The organism is Nitrosomonas communis (assembly GCF_900114745.1).
Classification (GTDB): domain Bacteria; phylum Pseudomonadota; class Gammaproteobacteria; order Burkholderiales; family Nitrosomonadaceae; genus Nitrosomonas; species Nitrosomonas communis_A.
On the sequence record NZ_FOUB01000001.1, the window covers coordinates 68,356 to 93,944 of the forward strand.

Here is a 25,589-nt window from a genome sequence, read left to right on the forward strand (position 1 = left end):
ATATGAATAATGATATCTCGTCATCTCAACATTTCTCTTATCCTTTTGGAACGCTTCAGCAGATTGCACGTGATATTTTGGATCATGCCCGGAAAGGGGGTGCCAGCGCATGTGAAGCCAATGTATCTGATGGTTGTGGTTTGAATGTCACAGTTCGACAGGGTACTGTGGAAACTATTGAGCACACTCGAGACAAAGGATTGTCTGTGACAGTCTACATTGGCCAAAAACGTGGTCATGCAAGTACCTCAGATTTTTCTCCACAAGCCATCGGTGATACAGTAACAGCTGCACTTTCTATTGCACGACATACGGCTGCAGATGATTGCGCAGGACTGGCTGACGCGAAGTTGCTGGCCACTTCATTTCCTGATCTTGATTTATATCATCCGTGGGGATTGTCAGTCGAACAAGCGATTGAGCTTGCGCAAGGCTGCGAAGCAGCGGCGTATTCAATCGATAAGCGCATTAGCAACTCGGAAGGAGCGACTGTATCCATGAATACATCACAGTTCGTATACGCGAATAGCCATGGGTTTACAGCGGGGTATCCTATTTCCCGGCATAGTATTAGTTGTGCGGTCATTGCAACAGAGCATGATGCAATGCAGCGTGATTATTGGTACACCGTGGCGCGTGATGCAGCTGATCTAGAATCTATCAATGATGTGGGTAAAAAAGCGGGAAAGCGCACTGTCGCTCGTTTGGGAGCGAAAAAAATTGCGACCTGTGAAGTCCCTGTATTGTTTGAAGCGCCAGTTGCCTCGAGTCTGATTGGACATTTTACTCAAGCTGTTAGCGGAGCCAGCCTTTATCGTAAATCATCCTTTTTGCTGGATAGCCTTGGGAAGCAGGTATTCTCGCCAGATATTCGAATACGTGAAATGCCGCATATTAAGAAAGGACTAGCGAGCTGTGCGTTTGATGATGAAGGCGTCGCAACGCAGGAACGAAACGTGGTTGAGAACGGAATTGTGCAAGGTTATTTTCTCGGTAGCTATTCGGCACGTAAGCTCGGCTTGCATACGACTGGCAATGCAGGAGGCAATCATAATCTGATAGTAGAAAACGCCACACCGCTGTCGTTTCCTGATTTACTCAAGAAAATGAACAGAGGATTGTTAGTAACAGAATTACTCGGTCAGGGTGTGAATGGGGTAACAGGAGATTATTCACGAGGTGCTACCGGTTTCTGGGTGGAAAACGGAGAGCTATGTTACCCAGTTGAGGAAATTACTATTGCTGGCAATTTAAAGGAAATGCTGCGTGGAATAGTAGGGGTGGGGTGCGATAGGATTGTTCGTGGCTCTAAGCAATGTGGGTCGCTGCTGATAGAGCGTATGACAGTTGCAGGGCATTAAACCTAACAATCAGTTGACTTCTTGTTTGAGTAGTTAAGCCCATGGCATATAGAGGTATTTTTGAAATTTTCTTGTCTACCAGAATGGTGAAGCCGCGTCGAAGCATATCAAGCATACCCTATGTCGCTCTAGGCATGAATGTGGCGTTGCTTCCCGCGCAGGGAACGATGCTGCGGCCTCATTGCGCTAAGTCTCGCGCCTGGACTATCATACGCTACACTCTCCAATTGTGGTTTTTGAGCCAAATGGAATATGGAAGATCACTAAAAATTGATGAGCGTTGAATTTTCAACCTTATTTTTAATGCCCCGATTGAAATGGTTATTTCTTTTTTAAGTAAAATAAAAATTCACCGCTCGTTTCAGCTGAGGACAATAGCTGGTTACCCGTTTGTTCGGCAAAGACTTGAAAATCAATGAGAGAAGCAGGATCGGTAGCGACGATTTTTAGTATTTGTCCGCGAGTCATATCTGTCAAAGATTTTTTGGTGCGTAGTATGGGTAATGGACAGACTAATCCGCGTACATCAAGTTCCTTGTCAAAATTCATACTTCTCCTTTTTTATAAGACTTTTACTTAATTTTACCGGCCATGACATAAGGTACCAAGTAATTCCATTTCTAAATTAAAACTGACTTTGTCGGCTTCACCTTGCCTATTATTTATACTGTCTGCGTCTCGTCTTTGCGCCATTTTTGATTTGGAAATGAAATAACCTGATTTCAGATTGTTGGAACCTCCAGCTCAAGATAAGTTACGATAACGCATTTCTTAATCATCTTATTATATGCCAGTTAATATTCCTCCCTTGTTACCTCAACAATTGTTACCGATTCAGGGCATATCTCTGGGTATGACTGAAGCAGGAATTAAACGACCTGATCGGAAAGATCTCTTGGTGATTGCGCTTGATGAAAATGTAAAAGTAGCGGGTGTTTTTACCAAGAATCGCTTTTGTGCTGCACCAGTCGTAGTGGCGAAGGCACATCTCTCTGCGGCCAGCTCAATTCGTGCATTGGTTATTAATACTGGTAACGCTAATGCTGGTACGGGAGAAGAAGGTATCGCCCATGCACGAGCGACTTGTACTGCACTGGCTAAGCTACTTAGCTGCGAGCCCCAGCAAATATTACCGTTTTCCACAGGCGTCATCATGGAACCATTACCTGTTGACAGAATTATTGAGGGTTTGCCTCGAGCCATGAGCGAACTTAAATGTGATAACTGGTTTGCTGCCGCACAAGCGATTATGACGACCGATATTGTTCCTAAAGGTGTTTCCAGTCAGATTCAAATCAATGGCACCACTATTACGATAACGGGTATAGCCAAGGGTTCGGGCATGATTCACCCGAATATGGCAACCATGCTGGGATATATCGCCACGGATGCCAAGATATCTCAATCGTTATTACAGGAGATGGTGCGCCATGTTGCGGATCATTCTTTTAACCGTATTACGGTGGATGGTGATACCTCCACCAATGATGCTTTGCTATTGATAGCAACTGGCAAGGCCAATCACTCGCAGAGTATTGATCGGGAAAGCCCGGAGTTTGGCTTGCTGCAAAATGCCATGACGGAAGTAGCTGTGAAGTTGGCTCAGATGATTGTACGAGATGGTGAAGGTGCAACTAAATTTATTACAGTGCAGGTAGAAAAAGGTAACACACTGGAAGAATGTTCACAGGTCGCTTATGCAATTGCTCATTCGCCATTAGTCAAGACAGCTTTCTTTGCATCTGACCCTAATTTAGGGAGAATACTTGCTGCGATTGGGTATGCCGGTATAGATGATCTCGATGTTAACAATATTCAGCTTTACTTGAATGAAGTTTTAGTCGCAGAACAGGGTGGTAGAGCAAAAAACTACTGTGAGGAGGAGGGGCAGCGCGTCATGAAACAAGCTGAGATTACAGTGCGAGTGATATTAAATCGTGGTGTGGTGGCAACTAGTATATGGACGTGTGATTTTTCTTACGACTATGTGAAAATCAACGCAGATTATCGCAGCTGATTTGTTATGAATAAGCTTGATTTATTCTACGATCGCTTGGATGAGCTGCTTAACCGTATCGAAGCCGTGCTTCCCGCTAAGCGGCCCAATACCGATCTTGATTCTGCGGTAGCATTCCGATGGCGCAAGCAAGCAAATACTGGGTACCTCCAACCAGTTACCCACCCGCATAACATTGTACTTGATGCATTATATGGCATTGATCAACAAAAGCAGTTGATCGATCAAAATACGTATCAGTTTGTCTTGGGCTATCCCGCTAATAATGTTTTATTGACTGGCGCGCGTGGTACCGGAAAATCTTCTTTGGTGAAAGCGTTATTGAACAAATACGCAAACAAGGGGTTGCGGCTCATCGAAGTAGAAAAACACGATCTTATCGATTTGCATGATATTGTTGAGCAAGTTTTTCAGCGACCAGAGCGTTTTATTTTGTACTGCGATGATTTGTCATTTGAAAGCGATGAACCAGGTTATAAGGCACTAAAAGTTGTTTTGGATGGTTCAATTGAGATGGCATCTGATAATGTACTTATTTATGCGACTTCCAATCGTCGACACTTGATGCCTGAAGCTATGCGGGATAATCTTGAGACGCGCCATGTGGATGGAGATATTCATCCCAATGAGACGATTGAGGAAAAGATTTCATTATCAGAGCGTTTTGGCATATGGCTTTCATTTTATCCTTTCGATCAAGCACAATATTTGGAGATTGTTCGTTACTGGCTTGCTTTTTACGGTATCAGAAAAATGGCTGCATCAGCAAGAGAAGAAGCGTTGCAATGGGCTCTTACGCGTGGTTCACGAAGCGGTCGAGTAGCTTGGCAATTCGCACGAGATTGGGCTGGCAAACGTAAGCTTCATCAGCTTTCCCAAAATAACTCAATGTAATTTGTAGGTAAGCAATTTCATGGCTCATTCTACTCCATTAGTTGAAGTGGCTGCGGCAGTCATCATTCGATCAGATGATCATTTTCTGCTAACAAGCAGACCGGAAGGAAAGCCTTATGCTGGTTATTGGGAATTTCCCGGTGGGAAAATCGAAGCGGGGGAATCTGCCTTGCAAGCACTTGACCGGGAGTTGCAAGAAGAGCTCGGCATCCAGATTAAGCAAGCTTATCCTTGGATTAAACGAGTATTTACTTATGCGCATGCCACGGTTCGTTTGCATTTTTACCGGGTGGTTGATTGGTCTGGGGAACCATTTGGGTGCGAGAATCAGTTGTTATCTTGGCAAATGGTCGATAATTTGTCAGTCACCCCTTTGTTGCCGGCTAACTTTCCGGTGGTTCGTGGACTTGCTTTACCATCTATCTATGCGATCACCAATGCATCAGAGTTGGGTGAAGAAGCTATGCTACACAAGCTTGAGCAGGCTTTGCAGCAAGGCTTGAAGTTTCTTCAGATTCGTGAAAAGACACTGACAAGAGATCGGTTTTGCTGGTTAGCAAGCGAAATTATTCAACGCGCGCGTACTTTCGAGGCTAAGGTGGTCATCAATAGCGATATCTTGCTATCTCAGGAATTAGGTGCGGATGGTGTGCATTTAACTTCTGCACAGTTAATGTCGCTCACTAGCCGACCTGATGTAAATTGGTGTGGAGCTTCTTGCCATAATGCTGAGGAACTTTATCAGGCAGAGCGCATCGGTGTGGATTTTGTGGTGTTAGGACCCGTCTTGCCCACTGTAAGCCACCCAGGATTAACTGCGTTAGGCTGGCAAAAATTCTCTTCATTGATACGCGATTGTTCTTTACCTGTTTATGCGCTGGGTGGCTTAGTGCAGACGGATTTGGCTATTGCCCTGCAACAGGGGGGTCATGGTATCGCCATGCTACGAGATCCTTGGCTAAGTAAATGAACGTCATAATTTGAGTTTATTCGCGACTATAAAATTGCAGAATTAACTAAAAGTATCAGATTTCTTGTTAAAAACCCCGTCTTCTTCTTCCTGCTTAGCCTCTGATACACGATAAGATTCTGTTGCCCATTGCGCTAGATCGTGCATTTTGCAACGCTCAGAGCAGAAAGGGCGGTAACGGTTTGTTGTGCTCCAGGTTACTGATTTGCCACATTGAGGGCAATTAACAATCGTTTGTTTCATTACTTTAGAGAATTACAAATTACAATAAGCTAACTCAAAATCAATATCTTCCTCGTAGACATTCATTTTCTGATCTGGTCCAAACGGGATAAAACGAATATTAAGTGCATATTTATTAGCACTAATTTCAGGTACACACGGAATTTCTTTCTCAATTTTCAGGCGCAGTAGCTGCGCTAAGTGACCCGAATCAGTCTGTTGAAATAAGCCTTGGTAAGCGGTATAACGAAAAATTCTTCCGCTATTTCTCAATAGCTTTAATATGATGTTAGAACTACTGCGTATAGGCAATAAAGGAGTGATCCATTCGCTAAAATCATGATGACGCACTTCAGGCGCTATACTTAGCCAGTAATGATAAGATGGTAAATCAAATTCACATGCTCCGCCTGGGAAACTCATACGTTGTTTGATGTTCATTAACCATTCATTATCACGTAGATGCCCACCTATTCGGCCTGAGACATTAAGTAAATCTCGGAATGCAACCGTAATGTCATTGAGGATACGATTTAATGCTTCTTCAGAGATTTCCGGATTCTTGCGTAAACCTTCCAACAAGCCTCTTTGTCGTTCTAGCTCTTGCAGCAAATCCGATTTAATATCGGCACGCCCGGTTACATCCAGAATTTCAAATAACGCGACAAGCGCCGCATGATGTTCAATGGGTGTGGCGCGTGCTAAAAAGAAATCAACTTTGTTAAATAAATCTTCAAGTCGCAACAAAGTGCGAATACGTTCATTAAGTGGGTGTTCGTAGCAAATCACGGTAATTATGTTACTGAGAGTAATAATAGCATAATAGAATCATACGCTATCGATCATCATTTCTGTAGAAAGTTTGATTCTTAAGCCATTACCAATAAGATTAATTAAACAGGTTTATTCAATTTATTCCTTGATAATGCAAGGTATTTTAGGTGGAGTATTTCAATTTGTTTATGCAGATGATCAAGATCTTGATCATTGATAATGATGTCATCCGCTTGTGTTAGACGTTCTTTTCGTGAAACTTGTGTTGCCATAATAGCGTGTATTTCTTGTTCGTCCAACTTGCTGCGAGCAATGGTACGTGAAATTTGCAATTGTTCCGTACAATCAATGACCAGAATTCGATGGACTAGTTCATGAAAAGCCTTTGCCTCCAACAGTAATGGCACAATAATGAGAATATAAGCAGAAGTCGCTAAACGAATACGACGTACTACTTCCTGGTAGATAAGCGGATGCAGGATAGCTTCCAGTTTATTCTTGAAAATTGGATTTGAGAACACCAGCTCACGCATTTTACCCCGGTCTAGAGACCCATCTTTGCTAATAAAGATTGTGCCAAATGTTTTCTTGATGAGGCTCATTGCTTTGCCTCCAGGTAATGTTAATTCATGTGCGATTTCGTCCGTATCAATGATGTCAATACCATGGGCAGCAAAATATTTTGTAGCCGTAGATTTACCACAACCAATTCCTCCGGTTAAACCGATGATCAAAGGCATGCACTAGAATAAACCAAGATAAGCGTGATTAATCTTATTCCCCCAGAATAAGGCAATCAAACCTCCTCCGGCAAGATAGGGGCCAAATGGAATGGTAGTATTTCTCTGAAATTTCTTTGTAATGATTAATATGATACTGATGGCTCCTCCTACAAATGAGGAAAATAGAATAACTAATGGTAACATTTGCCAGCCTAGCCACGCACCAATTGCGGCAAGTAACTTGAAATCACCGTAACCCATTCCTTCTTTGCCAGTAGTCAGTTTGAATCCCCAATAAATAGTCCATAGAACAAGGTAACCGGCAACTGTGCCTATGATAGCTGATCGAATTTCAATAAAACCGTTATCCAAATTAAATAAAAGCCCCATCCAGAGTAAAGGTAATGTAATCGCATCGGGTAATAATTGACTGTCAAAATCTATGAAGGTAAGTGCAATCATTGCCCAAATAAATAACAAGGCGGCGATAGCAGTCAAGCCAAATCCAAAATGCCATGCCGTAAAACCGCTCATAATACCTGTCAACCCTTCGATAATGGGGTAGCGCAGGGAAATACGCGTATTGCATTGTGAACAATATCCTTTCAGGAATAAATAACTGATGATGGGAATATTTTCGAGTGCGGTAATTCTATGCTCACACCGAGGGCAAGTAGAGCGAGGGATGACAAGATTGAAAACCGGTAAATTATGAATATTCTCTCCCCGTAATTCAGCACATTGTTGATGCCATGCTCGCTCCATCATTCTGGGAAGTCGGTGAATGACTACATTCAAAAAACTACCCACCATTATTCCAATGAGGGTGGTAAAAGCGATAAAAATTGCCGATGTATGCTGAAGAGACTCGATTAATGTCATGTATTGTTTATCAGATTGGTTATAAGCAGGAATTAGCCAACGACTTGGCCCATTTTGAAGATAGGTAAGTACATAGCGACTACCATGCCCCCGATGAGGGTGCCAAGGACTACCATGATCACGGGTTCCATCAGGCTTGAGAGTGCTTCCACCGCATTATCTACCTCTGCTTCAAAAAAATCTGCGATTTTACTTAACATGGAATCCAGAGAACCAGATTCTTCTCCAATGGCTACCATTTGTAGAACCATGTTAGAAAATACATTGGTCTGCGTCATCGCATCTACTAAGCTACTCCCTGTACTTACTTCTATCTGAATTTTTTTAGTCGCATCAAAATAAATGTGATTCCCTGCAGCGCCTGCAACTGAGTCCATTGCTTCAACAAGTGGAACGCCTGCAGCAAACATGGTGGAAAGCGTGCGAGACCAGCGTGCCACAGTCGCTTTCCTGATAACATCTCCAAAAATAGGTAACTTCAATACAAGCCGGTCCATAAGACGTTGCATAGCAGTTGAACGTTTCCATACATAAAAGAAAGTATAAAGACCCAATCCTATTCCGCCAAATATTGCCCACCAATAATCGACAAAGAAATCCGAAATGGCCATAATCATTAACGTCGGCGCTGGGAGATCCGCGCCAAAATTCTGGAATAATTCTTTGAAGGCAGGAATGACAAAAATCATAATGACTGCTGTGATGATAAAGGCAACTACTATAATGGATATGGGGTAAAATAGTGCGGATTTAATTTTTCCTTTAATCGCTTGAATTTTTTCCTTATAAGTTGCTAAGCGATCCAACAAATCATCAAGGATACCCGCGGCTTCTCCTGCTGCCACAAGATTACAAAACAAGGCATCAAAGTAGAGCGGATATTTTCGAAAAGCATTTGCCAGACTACTCCCGGTTTCAATATCCATTTTTATATCCATCAACAATTTAGCAACCGCCCGGTTGCTATGCCCCTTGCCTACGATATCGAAGGCTTGTAACAAGGGAACGCCGGATTTCATCATGGTGGCAAGTTGACGCGTAAACAAAGTAATGTCTTTATCCCTAATTGTTCCCTTCGTTTTGGTTTTAGTAACTTTTGTGACCCGGATGCCTTGGCGGCGTAGAGTTGATGTGATAACGATAGTCCCTGCTGCGCGCATTTCCCCTTTCACTACTTTGCCAGATCTGTCTTTACCTTCCCATGAGAAGCTAATTTCTTTGATTTTCTTATCTGGACGTCCTATCACAGCCGACATACTAACCTCCTTGTTATCTCGATATTATTAATTATCTTAAAAGAAGCAGTTTTTTTAGGGTAATTCCATAAAAATTTAGGATTGCTGAGTTGACTGATTTCATCAAAAACAGGTCAAATTTTGGAATTTAACAGCAATTATGAATGATTAATTTAGATTCTAATCGTGGAGAAAATGGTTTTTAACCCTGTAAATATTCGTCAGATTCACGTTGTAAATATGCCTTGGCAATACCGCTACTAATAGTAGGATAAAGTAGTTTGATATGTAGTTCTTGTTTAAGGCGGGTGTTTGTTAAGCGGCGCGATTCATTCATGAATGACATCAGGCTAGGCGATATATATTTATTTGCTTGGAAGCGAGGAATTCTTGGTGGGTGTGGCAAACTAAAATGATCGGCCACCAGATCAAAATAATCGCCCATTTTTAAATGTGAATCATCACTTGCATGATAAATTCTGCCTGGTTTTCCATAATGAAGGGTTGCGACAATGATACGTGCAAGATCATCTGCATGAATATGGTTGGTATAGCTGTCTTCATCTGCTAAAAGTGCGGGTGTACCTTGCCGTAGACGTGCAAGAGGCAAGCGATCAGCCGCATAAATTCCAGGTACGCGAATAATGGAAACTTGCACGTCATTGCGTACCCCCCAATTTCTAATTTGTCTTTCTGCATCAACGCGTCGCCATGCGCGCTCATTAATAGGATGGAGTGGATGGTTTTCGCTTACCCATTCACCTTTGCAATCGCCATAGACTCCACTGGTACTGATATAGATTAGCCGTTGTGGTAGTATTCTTCTTTTTGCTAATGTTCGCCGATGCAGAGTTGCTAACAGATGGGTGGTGCGTGAATCTTTTAAACCATAACCGGGCGGTGGAGCTAAATGGAGTATCGCGTGTGCCATTCCCGCAAGTCTATCGAGACTGTCTGGCTGATCAAGGTCACCATCTATGGGTATGATGTTGTGGGTACGTAATTTACAGGAATTTTCCGGTTTTCGACACAAACCTAGAAGTCGGTAACGTTTACGCAGCAGCGGCGCTACCCGTAAGGCGATGTCGCCACATCCTATAATCAAAAGCGTTTTTTTCATTATTACTTATTTTATCAATAGTTTTTTCATTTATTCACGAGAAAATGTCGTATCAAATCATTATTAAGCCGAGTGATCATATTTTTACTGTAGAACCTCACGAAACGATACTTGAAGCTGCATTGCGACAAGGATGCTCACTTCCTTACGGTTGTCGTAACGGTTCATGTGGGGCATGCAAGGGAAAAATCATGCAAGGTAGAGTTGATTACGGAAGATATAATCAAGAAACGCTTACAGATACTGAGAAGCAGCATGGTGTGGCGTTGTTTTGCTGTGCTAAGCCTTTATCTGATTTGATTATCGAATGCCGTGAAGTAGATGCTATTAAGGATATTAAAATCAGGATAATGCCAAGTCGCGTGCATAGACTAGAACGCGTTGCACCTGATGTTATGATCATATACTTGAAATTACCCACGAACGAACGATTGCAATTTCTTCCAGGTCAATATATCGATATTCTCTTGAAAGATGGAAAGCGTCGAAGTTTTTCGTTGGCAAATGCGCCCCATGATGATGAATTTTTGCAGATTCATGCACGTAAATATCCTGGGGGCGTATTTTCGGAACACGTTTTCTCGCATATGAAAGAGAGAGATATTCTTCGTTTCGAAGGCCCCTTGGGCTCTTTTGTTCTGCGCAATAATTCTGTTAATAATCCCATTATTTTTCTTGCTAGTGGTACTGGCTTTGCTCCTGTAAAAAGCATACTCGAGCATATTTTTTATACTGAGAACATTCACAAGCACAACAGAAAAATGATACTTTACTGGGGGGTGCGTACGAAGGCAGATCTTTATCTAGAAAAATTAGCAAAGGAATGGGAGCAGCAGCATAAAAATTTTACTTTTATCCCAGTACTGTCAGATGCACTACCGACAGATAACTGGACTGGCAGATCTGGATTGGTGCATAGAGCAGTTCTTGAGGATTTTGAGAGCTTGGCAGACTACCAAGTTTATGCTTGTGGCTCACCGCTTATGATTAAAGCTGCTTATCAAGATTTTACACAATTTAAAAATATGCGAGCCGAAAATTTCTTCTCTGATATATTTTCTCCTTCGACAAGCAATCCTGTCGAATAAATTTAAGTATTCAATTTCTTTAATGTAAACCCTAATCCTTTATGGTAATGATCTGCAGCCAGCTCAGGTTTATCCAGTTTTTCGAATAATTGCGCTAAAGCAAGATGAGCGGCACGGCTTGGTTCAATTGACAAGCTTGCCTCGAGATAATTTTGCGCTTTACCCCATAGTTCACAGTAAGTACATAATTTTCCTAGTGTGAGTAATAATTCAGCATTGTTAGGATGCTTTCTTAGCCAACCTTCCGCTCGCTGGATTTGCCAGCTCACACTGCCATCCATGCAATTAGCATAAAGTGTAATCAATTCTGGATCTAACTTGGTATCAATGCTTTGTTCAATAATTTTTTGAGCGGTTGATACCTCATTCAATGCCATATAAGCACGAGCTGCTACTGCAGCCAGTCTGCTATCAAGTTTTTCTCCTGGATATAATTTGTTCCAGTATTTATTAAGTAATTCTAAATCCGAACCATATTTCTTAATATTCTCTACATGAGCATGATGCTTGATTTGTTCGATTAATGCCCTGTCAACGGGATAGCGTTTTTCAAGAATATCCGTCAACTCTAAAACTTTATCCCAATTGTGGGCCATCTGCTGCGCTTTTAATTCCAATTGAAGCACAGCTGTGCTTTGTAGCCCACCCATTGAGTAAAGGGATTGTAAGGCATTTAACGCTTCTTCATGACGTCCCTCTTCAAGTAATAATTCTGCTTGGGTGACCAGCCTTAACGCTTTTTCTTGAGGAGCTTTTTGTTCCGCAATATTTAGATAATGGTCACGTTGTGAATAGTTTCCTTGGCGATGAGCTGCGCGCGCTGCAATAGCAGCATTAATCGCGCTAATAACAGGAGGGCTTTTTAGCTTTAATACTGCTGCTGCCGCTTTCTCTGCTTTATCATATTGCTCCTCCAAAAATGTTTTCACAGCAGCAAGCATCGATTCCCTAATTTTTTTATGATGTAAGTGTCTATTCAATCCCAATATTCTTGCTATCAATCTGACTAACAGATAGAAAATAAAGAAAGCAGCAATCAATGAAATGATAAAAATATTAATCGTAAGCTCGATCCTGTAAGGTGGCACGATCATTAATACAGAGCCGTTGTTATATTGAGCGGCAATCACAACAGCCACTGCCGCAGCAAATAGAGCTAATATCCAGAGCACCAGTTTCATTTACTCTCCTCATCACGTTTAATCTGATAAATATGCACAATATCATGACGTTGTGAAACATTTGATAGGGCCTTATCAATTGTATAATTATGTATTTGATCTAATTGATTAAGTAGATCAGTAACAGATTCTGTTTGTTTGTCATAGTGGCGATTGATCAATTCTTTTGCAGTTTCTAGGCTTGTTTGGAAATTTGTTTGATCGTGAGAAAGCAGGGAAACTTGCGCCAATAACAATTGTAGCTTTATCTTTTCTTGTAGAAGTTCGCGTTGAGAAGGGGATAGCAAAACAATTTCCGGACTATCAACCTTCTGAATAACTATTAATTGCTGAAGATCTCGCTGAATATCATTAATGAATTTATAGCAATGATTATCTTCTGATGCGAATCGTTTAAATGGAAGATCAACTTTAATTAAATGAGCATCCATCGCTAAAGGTAATGCATCAATCTTCTCGAGCAAATTGGAGAGTTTTTCCAGTGCTTCTCGTTGCTCGGGAGAAGTAATCGCTGTTGCACGTAGTTCATTAAGCTGTTGTTGAGTTTCTTGTTGAGCAATTTGCACTTTAGAGATAAGCTGGCGTGGTTTCTTGCCCAAAAAATCAACATTAGTTAAATATTCAGCTATGGATCGTTGAATATCAGTAATCTGACCTCGCCTATCTGCCCATTGCCATGCCAAAAAAGCAATGATTACAAAAATAATAAAAAATAGAACTAAAATACTCAGATGTGATGATTTGGGTGGAGCAGTTTTAATCTCTCTATTCATGATTGTCGAGAAGCTATGCTTGATTTTTAATTGATAGAAAATATTCCAGCAATCCTTGTACTAATCCATCATCTCCAGCAGCAGTAACGTGTATATTGGTAAGGCCAAGTTCTTTTGCAACATAGGCAATGCGTTCATGCGCAGTGAACAAAGGGGTTTTTTTAAGTAATTGTTGGCCAACTTTACCTATCATGTCAAATAAATTATGCAGTCCTTCACTGCTTGTTACTGTAACGGCATGTAATGCATCATTTGACCAACTGTCCAACAGTGGCGATACGTTTATTTTAGGCTTGTCACGGCGATAGCATTCAATATATTCTAAATGAGCGCCTCGTTGAATCAAGGTCTCACCCAATAATTTTCGTCCATCATTCCCGCGGAAAATAACAATATTTTTATTTAACACTTGCTGTAATTCCGGTACTTCGAGCAAGGCTTCGCTGTCATAGCGGCTGGAGGGCACGATGACGTCATTTATTCCGTACTGTCTGAGCTTATTAGCGCTTCCTTCCCCCACTACAGCAATTTTCAGGTTGGGTGGGAATGTTCTGCGAGCCTGGATCAAGGGGATTGCTTTATCAACCGCATTTGGGCTAACGAAAATGGCCAAATCAAATTCATCGAGATGATCAATAACCTTAAGAAGAGGCTGAGGATTATTTGTGGCAGATATCTCCAGAACAGGAAATAATACCGGATTGCCTCCCCTCTTCTTGATTTCATTGATCAGATGGGCGGCCTGATGTGCCGGGCGTGTGACTAAAACGTATAGCCCTGCTAGTGGCTGCGTTTCTGGCAAGTTACACCTTCAATCATGGGATTGCACTAAGGTTGCTAAAATTTCATCAGCACCTTGTTTCCTGAGGCTCTCTGCTAATCGTTGACCAAGCGAAACGCCATCTTCTGGCTTGCCGCTTAATTCATCATTTACCATGTTCGTTCCATCAGGATTGGCTACAAAACCACGTAAGGTAAGTACATCATCCGCGATTTCTGCAAAACCTCCCAGGGGTACTTGGCAACTTCCTCCCAATACTCGGCTCATCGCTCGCTCTGCTTCAACACAATAGGCTGTTTCAGCGTGATGTAAAGGTTGCATCAATAATGCCAAATCAGCTTGATCATTGCGGCATTCTATGCCAAGTGCACCTTGCCCAACTGCAGGTAAGCTTATTTCAGGTTCGATTAGTGAACTAATGCGATAAGCCAGTTCCAGGCGCTTCAGTCCGGCTGCTGCTAAAATGATGGCAGCAAATTGACCCTCATCCAGCTTTCGCAAGCGGGTTTGAACATTTCCACGCAAGGGTTGGACTTGAAAATAGGGATATCGCGCGCGTAACTGGGATTCGCGTCTCAGACTGGAAGTTCCGATGATGCTGCCTGCTGGCAATTCATCAAGATGAGTATATTTGTTTGAAACAAACGCATCACGAGGATCTTCACGTTCAGTGATAGCAGCCAGCATGAATCCTGGTGGCATATTCATCGGTACATCTTTCATCGAGTGAACGGCAATATCTGCACGACCATCTTCCAGTGCTTGCTCGAGTTCCTTGATAAATAATCCCTTACCGCCAATTTTTGAAAGAGAAATATCAAGAATTTGATCGCCTTGTGTGGTCATGCCAAGTATGTTGATTTCGGTTTGCGGGTATAATTCACGTAATTTATCCCGAATAAAATTTGCTTGCCACATGGCAAGGAGGCTTTCACGAGAGGCAATGGTAATTTTAGAAGGGGAAGTAAATGAATTTGACATTAATTATAATATGAAAAGATTACGAAACTTTCAGAAACGAATTATTGTAGCATGATCGATCATGGTATGGACTATAGCATACGTGAATTACTAGAATTTTATTAGATGGGAGATACATTGAGATGAGTTCTGACGCTGGTGTAAGCGTTTATTCTGACAACAATATGAGCGAGGAAAAGGATAAGCCTTTGCGTGAGGACATTCGTATGCTTGGGCGCATGCTGGGGGATACTTTGCGAGAGCAGGAAGGAGATGCAACGTTTGAATTAGTCGAAACCATTCGTCAAACGGCAGTTCGCTTTCGTCGTGAACAAGATCCCAAAGCGCGGCAAGAGCTTGACGCAATCTTGAATCGATTAAGCAATAAGGCGACGATCGCCGTCGTGCGTGCCTTTAGTTATTTTTCACTGCTTTCCAATATTGCGGAGGATCTGCATCATAACCGTCGGCGACGAGCTCATCTGCGTCAAGGATCTTCACCTCAGCCCGGCAGTGTTACGCTCGCACTGGAACGTGTGCTGGCAAGTGGCATAGATAACGCGAGCTTGGATGATTTTTTTGCTAAAGCGATGATCTCGCCGGTATTGACGGCTCATCCTACCGAAGTTCAGCGTAGGAGCATACTTGATTGTCAATTGACTATTCAGCGCTTATTGCAGGAACGCGACCGTATCCAGCTCACTCCTAACGAATTGCGTCACAATGAAGAAGCGTTGCGTGCTGCCATTCAGATTTTATGGCAAACCCGTATGCTGCGGTCGGTACGTCTTACCGTTCATGATGAAATTGAGAATGGCCTTATTTATTATACTTATACTTTCCTGAGCCAAGTGCCTTATATCTATGCCAAGATCGAGGATTTGCTGGAGCGCCATAAGGGTAAAGAGGCTCCCCAGGTAGCCTCTTTTTTGCGTATTGGTAGTTGGATAGGCGGTGACCGGGATGGCAATCCTTTTGTGACGCATCAGGTCATGCTGCATGCGGCAGAGCGTCAAGCCACGCTCGTATTTGATTTTTATATGGACGAAGTCAGTAAGATTGGGCGAACCATGAGTCTGGCTGAGCGCCTGATCCATGTCAGTGAGGAACTTGAGCAATTAGCGGCTGCTTCGCCAGATATTCCTGCGAGCCGCATTGATGAGCCATATCGACGAGCCTTTCTCGGCATTTATGCGCGTTTGGCTGCCACCAGTCGGCAACGGGGTCTTGCCGTGATGCAACGAGAGCAGGTCAATCCAACCGAACCTTATGCCGACAGCGCAGAGTTTGTTCATGATCTTGATATCGTGATCAATTCACTCAAGCAGCACAGATCAGATTGGCTCGCGCGCGGAGCATTGCGCAATTTACGGCGAGCAGTGGATGTATTTGGATTCCACTTGGCCTCACTCGATATGCGGCAGCACAGTAAAGTGCATGAGCAGGTTGTTGCGGAGTTATTTGCGCGCGGTACTCGTCGGGATAATTATCTCGAGCTGTCGGCGAGTGAGCGTATGAAATGGCTATTGGCAGAAATCAGTAGTTTGCGACTCCTTCATTCCCCCTATTTGAGCTACTCCGAACCAACACAAAGTGAATTGCGAATTTTGCAAATGGCAGCAGAAATCCAGCGCCGCTTTGGTCATGCTGCGCTGCCAAATTACATTATTTCCATGACAACAGGTGTCATCAATATCCTGGAGGTCGCGCTATTATTGAAAGAGGCTGGTTTGCTCCAGGCTGGCGAGAATCCGCAGTTGGGTCTGAATATTATTCCTTTATTTGAAACCATTGAGGATTTACGCAGTTGCAGCACCATCATGGATGAATTACTTTCATTGCCATACTATCGTAAATTGCTGGATTCTCGTGGCAATGTACAGGAAGTCATGCTCGGTTATTCGGATAGTAATAAAGATGGGGGATTTCTTACTTCCAACTGGGAAATATACAAAGCTGAAATTGAATTGGCGAAAATTTTTGCCAAGCATAAGGTGGAACTACGCTTGTTTCACGGACGCGGAGGGACGGTTGGACGGGGTGGGGGCCCCAGCTATCAAGGAATTATGGCTCAACCACCGAAAAGTGTGAATGGGCAGATACGATTAACCGAACAGGGAGAGGTTGTGGCGAGCAAATATACGGATCCTGAAATAGGACGCCGCAATCTTGAAACATTGGTGGCCGCAACGATTGAGGCGACATTGCTAAGTCATGATGCCATCCAGGAAAATGCTGCGCGCTATTACCAGGTAATGGAAACGCTCTCATCCACTGCATTTGCAGTCTATCGAAATCTGGTATATGAAACGCCAGGTTTCAAACAATTTTTTCAGGAATCCACCCCGATTCGGGAAATTGCTGGGTTGCACATTGGTAGCCGGCCTTCTTCCCGCAAACCTTCTGATCGAATTGAAGATTTACGAGCTATTCCCTGGGTATTCAGCTGGAGTCTTAATCGTACCATGCTGCCAGGGTGGTATGGTTTTGGTTCAGCGGTTGAAGCATTCGTTCAACAAGCGCAAGGGGAGGAGGCAGGATTAAAATTATTACAAGAAATGCATGAAAAATGGCCATTTTTGCAAACCTTGTTATCCAATATGGACATGGTGTTGGCAAAAACCGATATGGGGATTGCATCACGCTACGCTGAGTTAGTCACGGATGCCCCATTGCGTAACCATATCTTTGGGCGCATCCAAGCAGAATGGGAACGTAGCGTAAAATGGTTATTTGCAATAACAGGGCATACAGAATTGCTGCAGGAGAATCCTACCTTAGCGCGCAGCATTCGTATTCGTACGCCTTATATCGATCCGCTTAACCATTTACAAATTGAGTTGCTGCGTCGTTATCGTGCGGGTGATGATGTGGATCAGGTACATCGCTCCATTCATCTTACGATAAATGGCGTCGCAGCAGGACTGAGAAATAGCGGTTAAGTCAGGCAGCCAAACGGATATAAGAATGTTATGACAATATTTTGCATACGGTTGGAGGCTGTAGATGGGTTGGAGCGTGTATTTTAGGGGAGGTAGCCCTTTTGCGCGGATCGGCTGGAGAGGGATCGTATCAAAGTTTTACAAGGGCGCTATCGAGACACCATTGGGGCGCTATCATCTTTGTGAACCCTTGTGAATATAACCAGTCGCCTCACCTGGCTGCTGCTCAACGAAATACTTGAACGGTTCAAGCCGGTCCCACTTCATCCTACCTTGAACACCTTCATCACTTCATCGTCCAAGTGGTTGATCACCTTCACTGCAATACGGCCTGACTGAGGCTTGGAAAAAGGCCGCGAGCGGTCGCTATTGGGGGTAGTCCACAATTCTTCGTTGATCTCGGCTTTCAAGGTGGTCTTGAGCGCTTTGTACGGATCGTTCTGGCCTAGGAAGTCAGCATGGCGAACGAAAAAGCTTTCGCCGTTATAGTCGGTATCAATAAACCAGCAGGCAATGCCTTCGGCGCCATCACTGCGGATTCACCCGTACTAGGGTCAAACACATCTACTCCGTTTACTTTCACGCGGATAGTACCATTTTCTTCACTGAGGATTTCGATGTCGGGCTCGCCGAAAATGACGAACAGATTGCCCTTGCCGGTGGCCTTGAGTTCGCCGGCCATGTGCAGATCAGCATTCATGCGCGCCTTAAGGATATCGGGATGCGGCCCAGCTTGTGGAACTCGCTGGCCTGCGCCTCGTAGTTGAAGGCGCAGGCAATGAGCACATCAAAGCCGGCATCACCTGCTTCGTGCGCAGCATCGACCAGATCAGGGCGGGAAACGGTACCGAACTCGGGGCCGATGAAAATAACCGCACGCTTTTTGCGCAATTCACCTGCCACACCTTCCATGTATTACCTTCGGCGCAAATATAGTTGCCCGGCCAGCCGATAATGGTAGTGAAAGTAATGCGGTCTTCCTTGTACGCTTGCTGCCGCCTGCGGTTTGAGGTTTTCCAGGATCATCTGCTCGAAGCTATAGCCAGTCGCATAGTCGGCATCCGGTTGTGCCATTTTGTACGGATCGATCAGCTCATCTTCTCATCCACCCCCAGCACGCAGTGGGACTCAGACTTTCTACGGTAAATGGACCGGCCACGCGCACCTTCTTTTTGCCCTCGTATGGCTTGTCGTAGAGATATTCATACTCAGTCTTGGCAGCAATAGAAGCATCGATTTCCCTCTGCCGGGCGATGCGCGTTTGCCACCACTGGACATGTAAGGCTTCCGCTTCTTCCGTCGCCCCGGCGGAGGCCGGGGCCCAGTCTTTGTCGGCTTGCTGGATTCCGGCCCCCGGATGAAGGCACTCCGGGACAGGCTTTGCTGGAACGACTTTGGAGAGGTCGCGTGGAATTTACCATTCTTCTCGTGTTGTGCCCAACACCTTATTCAACTGCGCACGCAGCGGTTCCAGTTTTTCCTGGTATTTGTCCCAAATGATGTCAATTTCGGCATTGTTGGCAATGGATTTCAGCGTGATATGCGTCACGCGCTGATAAATGAAGCCGTGGCGAATGCTGCCGTAGGTGGGTTTGCTAGAAGGTAAGGTGCGCGTGATTTCTGTTTCTTTCAACTGTCCCTCTGGGCTATCGGTTAACAGATAATAGGATTAACGCGCACCCATGATGCGTGCACGCGCCAGTGCCAAAGCAACGCGCGAAGTGTCGATCGTGGTCCAGCGGCGACCCCATTGTTCGGCCATATAAGCGGTGGTGCCGGAACCGCAGGTCGGGTCAAGCACCAGATCGCCGGGATCACTAGCCATTAAGAGGCATGCCTGAAGCACGCGTACGTTTGTCTGCACTACGTAAACTTTATATTGAGCTCCCGTAATCCCTCTGTCCAAATGTTTTGAGTATTAACAGAAGGAGAGTCGTCATAGCCTTCGATATAAAATGGTCTCTTGTCGCCTGGTTTTACATGGCCAGCAAAATACAATCGTTGAAGACCCACTGGATGATGCGTGCGCCAATGTCGGCCAAGGCCTGGAAAGAAGTCTGTACCATATACATGCCATGCTTTGTTCTCTGCTTCACCTCCACTATCCTGAGTAAGCGTGATGTCATCCCTAAAAGGACGCCAATCCTGAGGAATTTTGTCCGGTGAAGCACGCCATTCTTTCGGGATCGTTTCAACTTTACCAGCGGCATTCCATGCTTTTGTGTATTTTGAGTAATCGACTTCCAGAAGGCTTGCAGGCTTCTAGGACTTTCTAAATTTTATGTCCGATTTTTTCTTTGCATACAGCAACAAATAATCAGCGATATTGGCTGTGTAATCGCTTTCTTGATAATGCGTTTCTTGAAAGTTATAAGGCCGATGAAATTATCTTCCTCAAACACCTCATCCATCATCATTCGTACCCGATGCACATTCTCATCGCCAATCTGTACAAAGATCGAGCCTGAATCAGTCAACAAATCGTGTGCCACAGTGAGCCGATCGCACAGATAAGTCAGATAGGAATGAATACCATCGCGCCAGGTATCGCGAAATGCCTTGACCTGTTCGGGTTTGCGCGTGATGTGTGCAGCATTACCGTCTTTCACGTCGCGACTCGTGGTGCTCCACTGGAAGTTGCTGTTGAATTTGATGCCGTAGGGCGGGTCGAAATAGATGCACTGCAACTTTCCGCGCAGTCCTTCGCGCTCCGCGAGGCTTGCCATTACTTGCAGTGAATCACCGAGAATCATGCGGTTAGTCCAGTTTTGTTCGTGCTGGTAGAATTCGGTCTTATCGGCGCCGTCAGGGATGCCGTTGAAGTCGGAAAACAAGTCGAATTGTTCGGGCTGTGTTACATGCTCGTGCGCTTTGGTTTCTTTGAGCAAATCTTCGATCAGTGATGCGCTTCATCATTGAGAATGAGGATGTTTTTCATGCTCATGAGTTCAGGCATGACGCGCTGGATCATCTGGCCTTCGTTTTCAGTGGTCTGGAGATCGCTGCCAGTGCGGCCTTGCAGCAGGGCGCAGTTGCCTTTGGAAAGTGCCACACGCTCACGCAGCTTGAAAGCATGATAGTTGGTGATGACGATCTTGGCCGTTTAATATCCTCCAGAAAATCATGATGCACCAGCTCCCGGCTCGCGTAGTAACTATCCGGGTCATTGGGCAGTAACACGCGCAGACGGTCCTTGATGGTGAGCCCGGGCGCTACAATGAGGAAACCACGTGTAAAGCGTTTATTTGCAGGGCGACGCATCGCATTGATTGTCTGCCAGGCGATGAGCATGGCTATGACAGTGGTTTTACCTGCGACGGTAGCTAACTTCAATGCAAGCCGCTGAATTCCGGGTTGGTATTCCGATTGGCGCTCATCAGGTGCTCGAGGATGCGTTTGCCAGCAACGGAAAGCGAAGCGACCTCAGTTAGCCAGATCGTGGTCTCGACGGCTTCTATCTGGCAGAAAAACGGTCGAATCCAACTAAAGTCATAGCGCCGCCAATGTTGAAGAAGTCGCATGGTTTCCAGAGTAACTTGCCATTGACTTGAGGGCAAGGAATGCCAGGTATCCACAAGTTTGCGGATTTCGTTGATGATGGAAGTGGGATCATACTGCTGCTGTTTCTCGGAAGAAAGCCCTTTCCCTTCATCGAAGATGAGATCTTGTTGCACCGGTGCCGTCTTCTGCTTTTTGGATTTGGGGATGGGCGTAATGAATTCCGCAGGTCGACGGTTTTCAACGATGCGTTGCGTTGGCTGGCCCGAGGAATCCAGCTCCCAATGTCGACAAGGATACTCGTAGGGAGAATTTAGGATGGGCTGATCAAAAAAGGGGTTGGACATATTTTGTGATGGTTTTACAGCCTGAAGCAGGTATCGTTTAACATAAGATAAAGCCTTGTGCTACATGCTTTCAGCAATAAATTTACTGATAAAAGGTTTATTGAGCAGTTGAATGAGCAAATCATCGCATTTTAGGGCGGATTACGAAGAGTGGCATCATTATAGTCGGTTGTTTCCATGTTGCTATACAGCGTATCAGTTGAGCTCCGGAGATTGGCTGCAAAAACTTATCAAATAAGCTTGTCTGTCTTTGTAATGGGTTGCTAGCTGCATAAATACTTGGTTTGGGAGCATAATCAATGCGATGATAGAACCATTTATAATTCATATATAAAAAGAAGTAGGATTCACCCTAAATTGAATGCTATTGCGAGGAGGATGTATGAAAGAAGAAATTAAACAACGATTGCAAAAAACTGAGACATGGATGCGCGGGCTTTATATGCTGTTGTTCATTTTCGTCTATGGCTTAATGGAATTTGTCATTATTCTGGTGATGCTGTTTCAGTTTATTTCCATTGTCCTGTCAGGCCATACTAATGTGCAGTTACTCAAATTCAGCCAGAATCTGGCAGCCTATGTCTATCAGATCATTACTTTTCTTACCTTTAATAGTGAGCAATTACCTTTTCCATTTAGTGTCTGGCCAAGCGAAAAGACCCAATATATTGAAGATGATCAATAACGGATAGGGGTGAGCTACTGAAGAAGAGATCAATGAAAATAACTGCAACCATTTAATATCAGGAAACCATCCATTATGTGAAAAAGAAAAATCTGTGCTGTCAGAACTCTATGCTGTTTTAATAATCTGATACCGTAGCTGAACATGAGTAACGGTATCGTTTATTTGTGTTGAGACTGATTAAATTATCTCAATATTTTCTTTTATTTTTAGAATGAAAATGAAATTAGCGACTGTCGTCAGGCTTTTTCTGCTTGTTGTTCTTACAACGACTTTAGGAATTCATTTTGTCACAGAGCATGTTAATGCAGGCTGGCAAACTGCGAGCCGCGAACCTGTAGGGCTGGCGCCCGATCCTGAACAAACTGCGGAAGCGATCATACAAGTTTATGGTGCGCGTGCTTATGGTTGGCGAGGTTATTTTGGTATTCATACCTGGATTGCGGTAAAACCATCGTTAGCCCGAACTTATACAGTCTATGAAGTCATTGGCTGGTATTTGCGCCGAGGTGGTTCATCAGTATCAATTCATCAGCAACGACCAGACAGACGCTGGTTTGGAAATATGCCCATCCTGCTGGCTGAGAAGCGAGGAGATGGCGTGGATGCATTAATTAACCGTATTGAAGAAGCAGCATTGAGCTATCCCTACGCGCGCGAGTACACCATGTGGCCAGGCCCAAATTCAAATACCTTTACTGCCTGGATCGCGCGCGCTGTACCAGAGCTGGCGCTAGACTTACCTCCCACGGCTATTGGCAAAGATTATCTTGGAAGTAGCATGACTGCGGTTGCCCCCAGTGGTGGCGGTTGGCAATGGTCTTTATTTGGGTTATTGGGGGTCATCGTCAGTCAAGTTGAAGGGTTTGAAGTCAATTTACTTGGGCTGACATTTGGTTTCTCTCACAGTCCGATTGCGATTAAGTTACCACTCATTGGACGGATAGAGCTGAGCGAACAAGACAGACTCGCTGTTTCTGCTCAGCAATTAGAATAGTCTTGTGTAGCCGGTGAAGGTACCTCTGAATTATACTTGCACTACTCATGACGTCAGCATCATTCCATTTCTAAATCAAAACTGACTTTGTCGGCTTAACCTTGCCGTATTATTTATACTGTATGCAGCTCACCTTCGCTTCATTTTTGGTTTGGAAATGGAATAACAAGTGCTGGCGTACAAGTCTCAGACACGTGTCCTTTCCTGGCTGTAGCCTAGCACTCCTTGCAAAATTCGCACAATGTAATAGCTTATCCAATTCAAGGATCGGTTAATCCAGGATTGCTTCCCCCAATAGATTTTTGATACAGGCTTGGAATCTTCCATCGCTAATTGCAGCGTGGTTCTCAGTTCCATGGCAAATGCCTGATCGAGGACCATGACATTCGCTTCTTGCGCCATTAAAAGACTCAAAGGATCGATGTTGGAAGAACCGATCGTTGACCAGTACTGATCAATGACGGCTACCTTGGCATGTAAGAAGCTTTTTTGATATTCATAAATCTTGATGCCGGCATCCAGCAAATTATCGTATAAAGCGCGTGATGCATGATACTGTATGCGATACTCGATTTTTCCTTGCAGCAGCAGAATAACCGATACACCCCGACGGGCTGCATGGATAAGGGCTTGCCGAAAATTTCTGCCAGGAAGAAAGTATGCATTGGCGATAATGATCTCATTGTAAGCATTAGCGATCGCTTTGAGATAAGAGCGCTCAATGTCACGGCGATGGCGAAAATTGTCGCGGATGACAAATGCTGCACGTTCGTTACCAACTGGTTTCGTAATAGGTTGCAATTCGAGATGAGTAATCCAGCGTTTTTTGAAGTGCGCCCAGGCGACCAGCATCCATAAACGTTTGGCGCTAGAATGAATGGTAGTGAGTAAGGGGCCTTCTATTTTTACTGCATAGTCAAAACGGGGTACAGCTTGGCCAGGTTTTTGATGGTCATTGATGATGTTGATTCCTCCCACAAAAGCGATGCGGGCATCGATGACGACTAGCTTGCGATGCATACGGCGTAATCGATGACGCCTGAACCGGAAAGAAAAAACTTCTTTTCGGTAATGCATCACTTGAACACCTGCAGCAATTAAGTTCTCTATTGCTTTTTGGGGAAACTTGAGTGAGCCAAAACCATCTATCAACAGGTGAACGGCAACACCACGCTGGGCAGCACGCTTGAGTGCGTTGGCAATGCTGATGCCTGTCAGGTCGTATTTGAAAATATAAGTCTGGAGATGTATTTCTTTATTAGCCTCATCAATTGCGCTTTCCAGTTCTGGGAAATATTCTGCTCCATTATGTAAGAGTGTTAGCCGGTTACCTTTGATAAACTTGGGTAACTTCATACACGCACAATATTGGCTGACAAGGCTGCATGATCGGAAATTTTCGTCCAAGGATGGCTTTGATGGATACAGACATTTTTTACCTGAAAGCCACGAACATAGATACGATCAAGACGTAATAACGGAAAGATGGAGGGGAAGCTGCGGGCTGTTTTACCGTGCGTCTGTTCAAAAACCTCGGTAAGTTCCAAGTGCTTCATCAGGATGCGGCTGGCTGTTCCGTGCCAGTCATTGAAATCTCCGGCAATTACTAGTGGAGCATGAGGTGGTACGAGTTGCTTGATACGCTTCTCCATTGCTTCGAGCTGCCTGCGCTGGCCGCGCCTGAATAATCCCAGATGAACACAAATACAGTGCAGTGTTTCCTGCCAACCAGGAATACTGAGTTCACAGTGGAGTAAGCCACGGTTCTCAAAACGATGAGACGAAATGTCTTCGTTCTCCCAGCTTACAATAGGAAAACGGCTGAGAATGGCATTGCCATGATGACCTTCGTCGTATACCGCATTCTTGCCGTAAGCAAAATCCTGCCATACTGAATCTGCCAAAAACTCATGCTGGGAGATATTTGGCCAGCTTACAAAGCGGGATGCATGCTTGCTGTGTTCCCCGACCACTTCTTGTAAAAAGATGATGTCAGTGCCGAGCGCGCGCAACTGATCGCGCAGTTCGTGCAATACCAAGCGATGATTGAAATAGGAGAAGCCCTTGTGGATATTGTAGGTGGCAATATGCAGTTTATCGATCATAGACAACTATAAGAAATTGCAAATCACAAAGTTAT

Annotated in this window: 30 protein-coding genes; 10 read left to right on the plus strand and 20 right to left on the minus strand. The window is 44.2% G+C overall.

Translation table 11 applies throughout. The features are described 5' to 3' along the window. Positions 1-2 precede the first annotated feature (2 nt). The gene (pmbA, locus tag BM122_RS00275) at positions 3-1,361 is read left to right on the plus strand and encodes a metalloprotease PmbA (RefSeq protein WP_074902579.1); all 1,359 of its coding nucleotides are present in this window, start codon (positions 3-5) and stop codon (positions 1,359-1,361) included. Between the two features lie 321 nt (positions 1,362-1,682). Here the strand turns inward: pmbA and BM122_RS00280 are convergent, their stop codons facing one another. Next, positions 1,683-1,910 carry a sulfurtransferase TusA family protein gene (locus BM122_RS00280; RefSeq protein ID WP_074902582.1) on the minus strand — a complete coding sequence of 76 codons (228 nt, stop codon included), beginning with the start codon at positions 1,908-1,910 and terminating at the stop codon, positions 1,683-1,685. A gap of 238 nt (positions 1,911-2,148) precedes the next feature. Here BM122_RS00280 and argJ point away from each other — a divergent pair, with 238 nt between their 5' ends. Genes argJ through BM122_RS00295 form a run of 3 tightly spaced genes read left to right on the plus strand, consistent with a single transcriptional unit; the run spans position 2,149 to position 5,242 of the window. Continuing rightward, positions 2,149-3,378, plus strand: a complete 1,230-nt coding sequence (gene argJ / locus BM122_RS00285; protein ID WP_074902584.1) for a bifunctional glutamate N-acetyltransferase/amino-acid acetyltransferase ArgJ — start codon at positions 2,149-2,151, stop codon at positions 3,376-3,378. A gap of 6 nt (positions 3,379-3,384) precedes the next feature. Continuing rightward, the gene (locus BM122_RS00290) at positions 3,385-4,272 is read left to right on the plus strand and encodes an ATP-binding protein (protein ID WP_074902587.1); all 888 of its coding nucleotides are present in this window, start codon (positions 3,385-3,387) and stop codon (positions 4,270-4,272) included. A 19-nt stretch (positions 4,273-4,291) separates the two neighbouring features. Next, positions 4,292-5,242 carry a Nudix family hydrolase gene (locus BM122_RS00295; RefSeq protein ID WP_074902590.1) on the plus strand — a complete coding sequence of 317 codons (951 nt, stop codon included), beginning with the start codon at positions 4,292-4,294 and terminating at the stop codon, positions 5,240-5,242. Between the two features lie 42 nt (positions 5,243-5,284). On the opposite strand, the gene BM122_RS00300 is transcribed toward BM122_RS00295, so the two are convergent. The 6 genes from BM122_RS00300 to BM122_RS00325 form a co-directional block, all read right to left on the minus strand. Further along, positions 5,285-5,485 (minus strand): DNA gyrase inhibitor YacG, encoded by a 201-nt coding sequence (locus BM122_RS00300; RefSeq protein WP_074902593.1) that lies wholly within the window; start codon positions 5,483-5,485, stop codon positions 5,285-5,287. Between the two features lie 12 nt (positions 5,486-5,497). Continuing rightward, positions 5,498-6,253 carry a cell division protein ZapD gene (gene zapD, locus BM122_RS00305; RefSeq protein WP_074902595.1) on the minus strand — a complete coding sequence of 252 codons (756 nt, stop codon included), beginning with the start codon at positions 6,251-6,253 and terminating at the stop codon, positions 5,498-5,500. Between the two features lie 104 nt (positions 6,254-6,357). After that, on the minus strand, positions 6,358-6,978 hold the full coding sequence (gene coaE / locus BM122_RS00310) for a dephospho-CoA kinase (protein ID WP_074902598.1): 621 nt from the start codon (positions 6,976-6,978) through the stop codon (positions 6,358-6,360). A 3-nt stretch (positions 6,979-6,981) separates the two neighbouring features. Beyond that, positions 6,982-7,842, minus strand: coding sequence for a prepilin peptidase (locus BM122_RS00315; protein ID WP_074902599.1), 861 nt, complete (start codon positions 7,840-7,842; stop codon positions 6,982-6,984). 32 nt (positions 7,843-7,874) lie between these two features. Then, positions 7,875-9,098 (minus strand): type II secretion system F family protein, encoded by a 1,224-nt coding sequence (locus BM122_RS00320; RefSeq protein WP_074902601.1) that lies wholly within the window; start codon positions 9,096-9,098, stop codon positions 7,875-7,877. A gap of 181 nt (positions 9,099-9,279) precedes the next feature. Further along, positions 9,280-10,197 carry an SDR family oxidoreductase gene (locus tag BM122_RS00325; RefSeq protein ID WP_074902606.1) on the minus strand — a complete coding sequence of 306 codons (918 nt, stop codon included), beginning with the start codon at positions 10,195-10,197 and terminating at the stop codon, positions 9,280-9,282. Positions 10,198-10,241: 44 nt separating this feature from the next. Between BM122_RS00325 and BM122_RS00330 the strand changes: the two genes are divergently transcribed. Then, positions 10,242-11,285 (plus strand): CDP-6-deoxy-delta-3,4-glucoseen reductase, encoded by a 1,044-nt coding sequence (locus BM122_RS00330; RefSeq protein WP_074902610.1) that lies wholly within the window; start codon positions 10,242-10,244, stop codon positions 11,283-11,285. A 2-nt stretch (positions 11,286-11,287) separates the two neighbouring features. Here the strand turns inward: BM122_RS00330 and BM122_RS00335 are convergent, their stop codons facing one another. Genes BM122_RS00335 through hemC form a run of 4 tightly spaced genes read right to left on the minus strand, consistent with a single transcriptional unit; the run spans position 11,288 to position 15,001 of the window. Continuing rightward, positions 11,288-12,466 (minus strand): heme biosynthesis protein HemY, encoded by a 1,179-nt coding sequence (locus tag BM122_RS00335; RefSeq protein WP_074902613.1) that lies wholly within the window; start codon positions 12,464-12,466, stop codon positions 11,288-11,290. Further along, on the minus strand, positions 12,463-13,239 hold the full coding sequence (locus BM122_RS00340; RefSeq protein ID WP_074902616.1) for a uroporphyrinogen-III C-methyltransferase: 777 nt from the start codon (positions 13,237-13,239) through the stop codon (positions 12,463-12,465). The genes BM122_RS00335 and BM122_RS00340 overlap by 4 nt, the downstream gene beginning before the upstream one ends. A 13-nt stretch (positions 13,240-13,252) precedes the next feature. Continuing rightward, on the minus strand, positions 13,253-14,041 hold the full coding sequence (locus BM122_RS00345) for a uroporphyrinogen-III synthase (RefSeq protein WP_074902619.1): 789 nt from the start codon (positions 14,039-14,041) through the stop codon (positions 13,253-13,255). A gap of 9 nt (positions 14,042-14,050) precedes the next feature. Beyond that, positions 14,051-15,001 (minus strand): hydroxymethylbilane synthase, encoded by a 951-nt coding sequence (gene hemC / locus BM122_RS00350; protein ID WP_074902621.1) that lies wholly within the window; start codon positions 14,999-15,001, stop codon positions 14,051-14,053. Between the two features lie 122 nt (positions 15,002-15,123). Between hemC and ppc the strand changes: the two genes are divergently transcribed. Then, positions 15,124-17,922: a phosphoenolpyruvate carboxylase gene (ppc, locus tag BM122_RS00355; RefSeq protein WP_074902626.1), complete on the plus strand. Its 2,799-nt coding sequence runs from the start codon at positions 15,124-15,126 to the stop codon at positions 17,920-17,922. A 445-nt stretch (positions 17,923-18,367) separates the two neighbouring features. Here the strand turns inward: ppc and BM122_RS23015 are convergent, their stop codons facing one another. The 6 genes from BM122_RS23015 to BM122_RS00370 all read right to left on the minus strand — a co-directional run bounded on the left by BM122_RS23015 (position 18,368) and on the right by BM122_RS00370 (position 20,810). Then, positions 18,368-18,622, minus strand: coding sequence for a hypothetical protein (locus BM122_RS23015; protein WP_177198004.1), 255 nt, complete (start codon positions 18,620-18,622; stop codon positions 18,368-18,370). Further along, the gene (locus BM122_RS23020; RefSeq protein ID WP_177198005.1) at positions 18,619-18,834 is read right to left on the minus strand and encodes a hypothetical protein; all 216 of its coding nucleotides are present in this window, start codon (positions 18,832-18,834) and stop codon (positions 18,619-18,621) included. The genes BM122_RS23015 and BM122_RS23020 overlap by 4 nt, the downstream gene beginning before the upstream one ends. A gap of 3 nt (positions 18,835-18,837) precedes the next feature. Beyond that, positions 18,838-18,996: a hypothetical protein gene (locus tag BM122_RS23025; RefSeq protein WP_177198006.1), complete on the minus strand. Its 159-nt coding sequence runs from the start codon at positions 18,994-18,996 to the stop codon at positions 18,838-18,840. Positions 18,997-19,336: 340 nt separating this feature from the next. Then, the gene (locus BM122_RS23840; RefSeq protein ID WP_218151929.1) at positions 19,337-19,555 is read right to left on the minus strand and encodes a hypothetical protein; all 219 of its coding nucleotides are present in this window, start codon (positions 19,553-19,555) and stop codon (positions 19,337-19,339) included. A gap of 36 nt (positions 19,556-19,591) precedes the next feature. Further along, complete coding sequence (locus tag BM122_RS23845) at positions 19,592-19,828, minus strand: DNA methyltransferase (protein WP_218151930.1); 237 nt, start codon at positions 19,826-19,828, stop codon at positions 19,592-19,594. Between the two features lie 373 nt (positions 19,829-20,201). Further along, positions 20,202-20,810 (minus strand): DNA methyltransferase, encoded by a 609-nt coding sequence (locus tag BM122_RS00370; protein ID WP_074902630.1) that lies wholly within the window; start codon positions 20,808-20,810, stop codon positions 20,202-20,204. A gap of 11 nt (positions 20,811-20,821) precedes the next feature. Here BM122_RS00370 and BM122_RS23850 point away from each other — a divergent pair, with 11 nt between their 5' ends. Continuing rightward, the gene (locus BM122_RS23850; RefSeq protein WP_218151931.1) at positions 20,822-21,049 is read left to right on the plus strand and encodes a hypothetical protein; all 228 of its coding nucleotides are present in this window, start codon (positions 20,822-20,824) and stop codon (positions 21,047-21,049) included. Between the two features lie 90 nt (positions 21,050-21,139). Beyond that, positions 21,140-21,268 carry a hypothetical protein gene (locus BM122_RS24690; protein ID WP_256211811.1) on the plus strand — a complete coding sequence of 43 codons (129 nt, stop codon included), beginning with the start codon at positions 21,140-21,142 and terminating at the stop codon, positions 21,266-21,268. Here BM122_RS24690 and BM122_RS23855 read toward each other — a convergent pair. Further along, entirely contained in the window at positions 21,252-21,767 is a 516-nt protein-coding gene (locus BM122_RS23855) for a hypothetical protein (protein ID WP_218151932.1), read from the minus strand. The two genes, BM122_RS24690 and BM122_RS23855, sit on opposite strands and share 17 nt — an antisense overlap. A 382-nt stretch (positions 21,768-22,149) precedes the next feature. Between BM122_RS23855 and BM122_RS00380 the strand changes: the two genes are divergently transcribed. Together BM122_RS00380 and BM122_RS00385 are read left to right on the plus strand one after the other, a co-directional pair. Further along, positions 22,150-22,452, plus strand: a complete 303-nt coding sequence (locus tag BM122_RS00380; protein WP_074902632.1) for a DUF4389 domain-containing protein — start codon at positions 22,150-22,152, stop codon at positions 22,450-22,452. Between the two features lie 220 nt (positions 22,453-22,672). Continuing rightward, entirely contained in the window at positions 22,673-23,449 is a 777-nt protein-coding gene (locus tag BM122_RS00385; protein WP_143083258.1) for a DUF3750 domain-containing protein, read from the plus strand. Positions 23,450-23,635: 186 nt separating this feature from the next. On the opposite strand, the gene clsB is transcribed toward BM122_RS00385, so the two are convergent. Both clsB and BM122_RS00395 read right to left on the minus strand, forming a co-directional pair. Continuing rightward, entirely contained in the window at positions 23,636-24,805 is a 1,170-nt protein-coding gene (gene clsB / locus BM122_RS00390; RefSeq protein WP_074902638.1) for a cardiolipin synthase ClsB, read from the minus strand. After that, positions 24,802-25,554, minus strand: a complete 753-nt coding sequence (locus tag BM122_RS00395) for an endonuclease/exonuclease/phosphatase family protein (RefSeq protein ID WP_074902640.1) — start codon at positions 25,552-25,554, stop codon at positions 24,802-24,804. Before BM122_RS00395 ends, clsB begins: the two co-directional genes overlap by 4 nt. Positions 25,555-25,589: the final 35 nt, after the last annotated feature.

Excerpts from the sequence above, each read along its gene's own strand:
- BM122_RS23020 (WP_177198005.1), bottom strand. The coding sequence starts at position 18,834 with ATGGAAGGTGTGGCAGGTGAATTGCGCAAAAAGCGTGCGGTTATTTTC.
- hemC (WP_074902621.1), bottom strand. The coding sequence starts at position 15,001 with ATGTCAAATTCATTTACTTCCCCTTCTAAAATTACCATTGCCTCTCGT.
- BM122_RS00340 (WP_074902616.1), bottom strand. The coding sequence starts at position 13,239 with ATGAATAGAGAGATTAAAACTGCTCCACCCAAATCATCACATCTGAGT.
- BM122_RS00295 (WP_074902590.1), top strand. The coding sequence starts at position 4,292 with ATGGCTCATTCTACTCCATTAGTTGAAGTGGCTGCGGCAGTCATCATT.
- BM122_RS00290 (WP_074902587.1), top strand. The coding sequence starts at position 3,385 with ATGAATAAGCTTGATTTATTCTACGATCGCTTGGATGAGCTGCTTAAC.
- clsB (WP_074902638.1), bottom strand. The coding sequence starts at position 24,805 with ATGAAGTTACCCAAGTTTATCAAAGGTAACCGGCTAACACTCTTACAT.
- BM122_RS00280 (WP_074902582.1), bottom strand. The coding sequence starts at position 1,910 with ATGAATTTTGACAAGGAACTTGATGTACGCGGATTAGTCTGTCCATTA.
- coaE (WP_074902598.1), bottom strand. The coding sequence starts at position 6,978 with ATGCCTTTGATCATCGGTTTAACCGGAGGAATTGGTTGTGGTAAATCT.
- BM122_RS23855 (WP_218151932.1), bottom strand. The coding sequence starts at position 21,767 with ATGTCCAACCCCTTTTTTGATCAGCCCATCCTAAATTCTCCCTACGAG.
- BM122_RS23025 (WP_177198006.1), bottom strand. The coding sequence starts at position 18,996 with ATGGCACAACCGGATGCCGACTATGCGACTGGCTATAGCTTCGAGCAG.
- BM122_RS00300 (WP_074902593.1), bottom strand. The coding sequence starts at position 5,485 with ATGAAACAAACGATTGTTAATTGCCCTCAATGTGGCAAATCAGTAACC.
- BM122_RS24690 (WP_256211811.1), top strand. The coding sequence starts at position 21,140 with ATGAGGAAACCACGTGTAAAGCGTTTATTTGCAGGGCGACGCATCGCA.
- argJ (WP_074902584.1), top strand. The coding sequence starts at position 2,149 with ATGCCAGTTAATATTCCTCCCTTGTTACCTCAACAATTGTTACCGATT.
- BM122_RS00315 (WP_074902599.1), bottom strand. The coding sequence starts at position 7,842 with ATGACATTAATCGAGTCTCTTCAGCATACATCGGCAATTTTTATCGCT.
- BM122_RS00330 (WP_074902610.1), top strand. The coding sequence starts at position 10,242 with ATGTCGTATCAAATCATTATTAAGCCGAGTGATCATATTTTTACTGTA.
- BM122_RS23015 (WP_177198004.1), bottom strand. The coding sequence starts at position 18,622 with ATGAATGCTGATCTGCACATGGCCGGCGAACTCAAGGCCACCGGCAAG.
- BM122_RS00320 (WP_074902601.1), bottom strand. The coding sequence starts at position 9,098 with ATGTCGGCTGTGATAGGACGTCCAGATAAGAAAATCAAAGAAATTAGC.
- BM122_RS00385 (WP_143083258.1), top strand. The coding sequence starts at position 22,673 with ATGAAATTAGCGACTGTCGTCAGGCTTTTTCTGCTTGTTGTTCTTACA.
- BM122_RS00380 (WP_074902632.1), top strand. The coding sequence starts at position 22,150 with ATGAAAGAAGAAATTAAACAACGATTGCAAAAAACTGAGACATGGATG.
- ppc (WP_074902626.1), top strand. The coding sequence starts at position 15,124 with ATGAGTTCTGACGCTGGTGTAAGCGTTTATTCTGACAACAATATGAGC.
- BM122_RS00395 (WP_074902640.1), bottom strand. The coding sequence starts at position 25,554 with ATGATCGATAAACTGCATATTGCCACCTACAATATCCACAAGGGCTTC.
- pmbA (WP_074902579.1), top strand. The coding sequence starts at position 3 with ATGAATAATGATATCTCGTCATCTCAACATTTCTCTTATCCTTTTGGA.
- BM122_RS00335 (WP_074902613.1), bottom strand. The coding sequence starts at position 12,466 with ATGAAACTGGTGCTCTGGATATTAGCTCTATTTGCTGCGGCAGTGGCT.
- BM122_RS00325 (WP_074902606.1), bottom strand. The coding sequence starts at position 10,197 with ATGAAAAAAACGCTTTTGATTATAGGATGTGGCGACATCGCCTTACGG.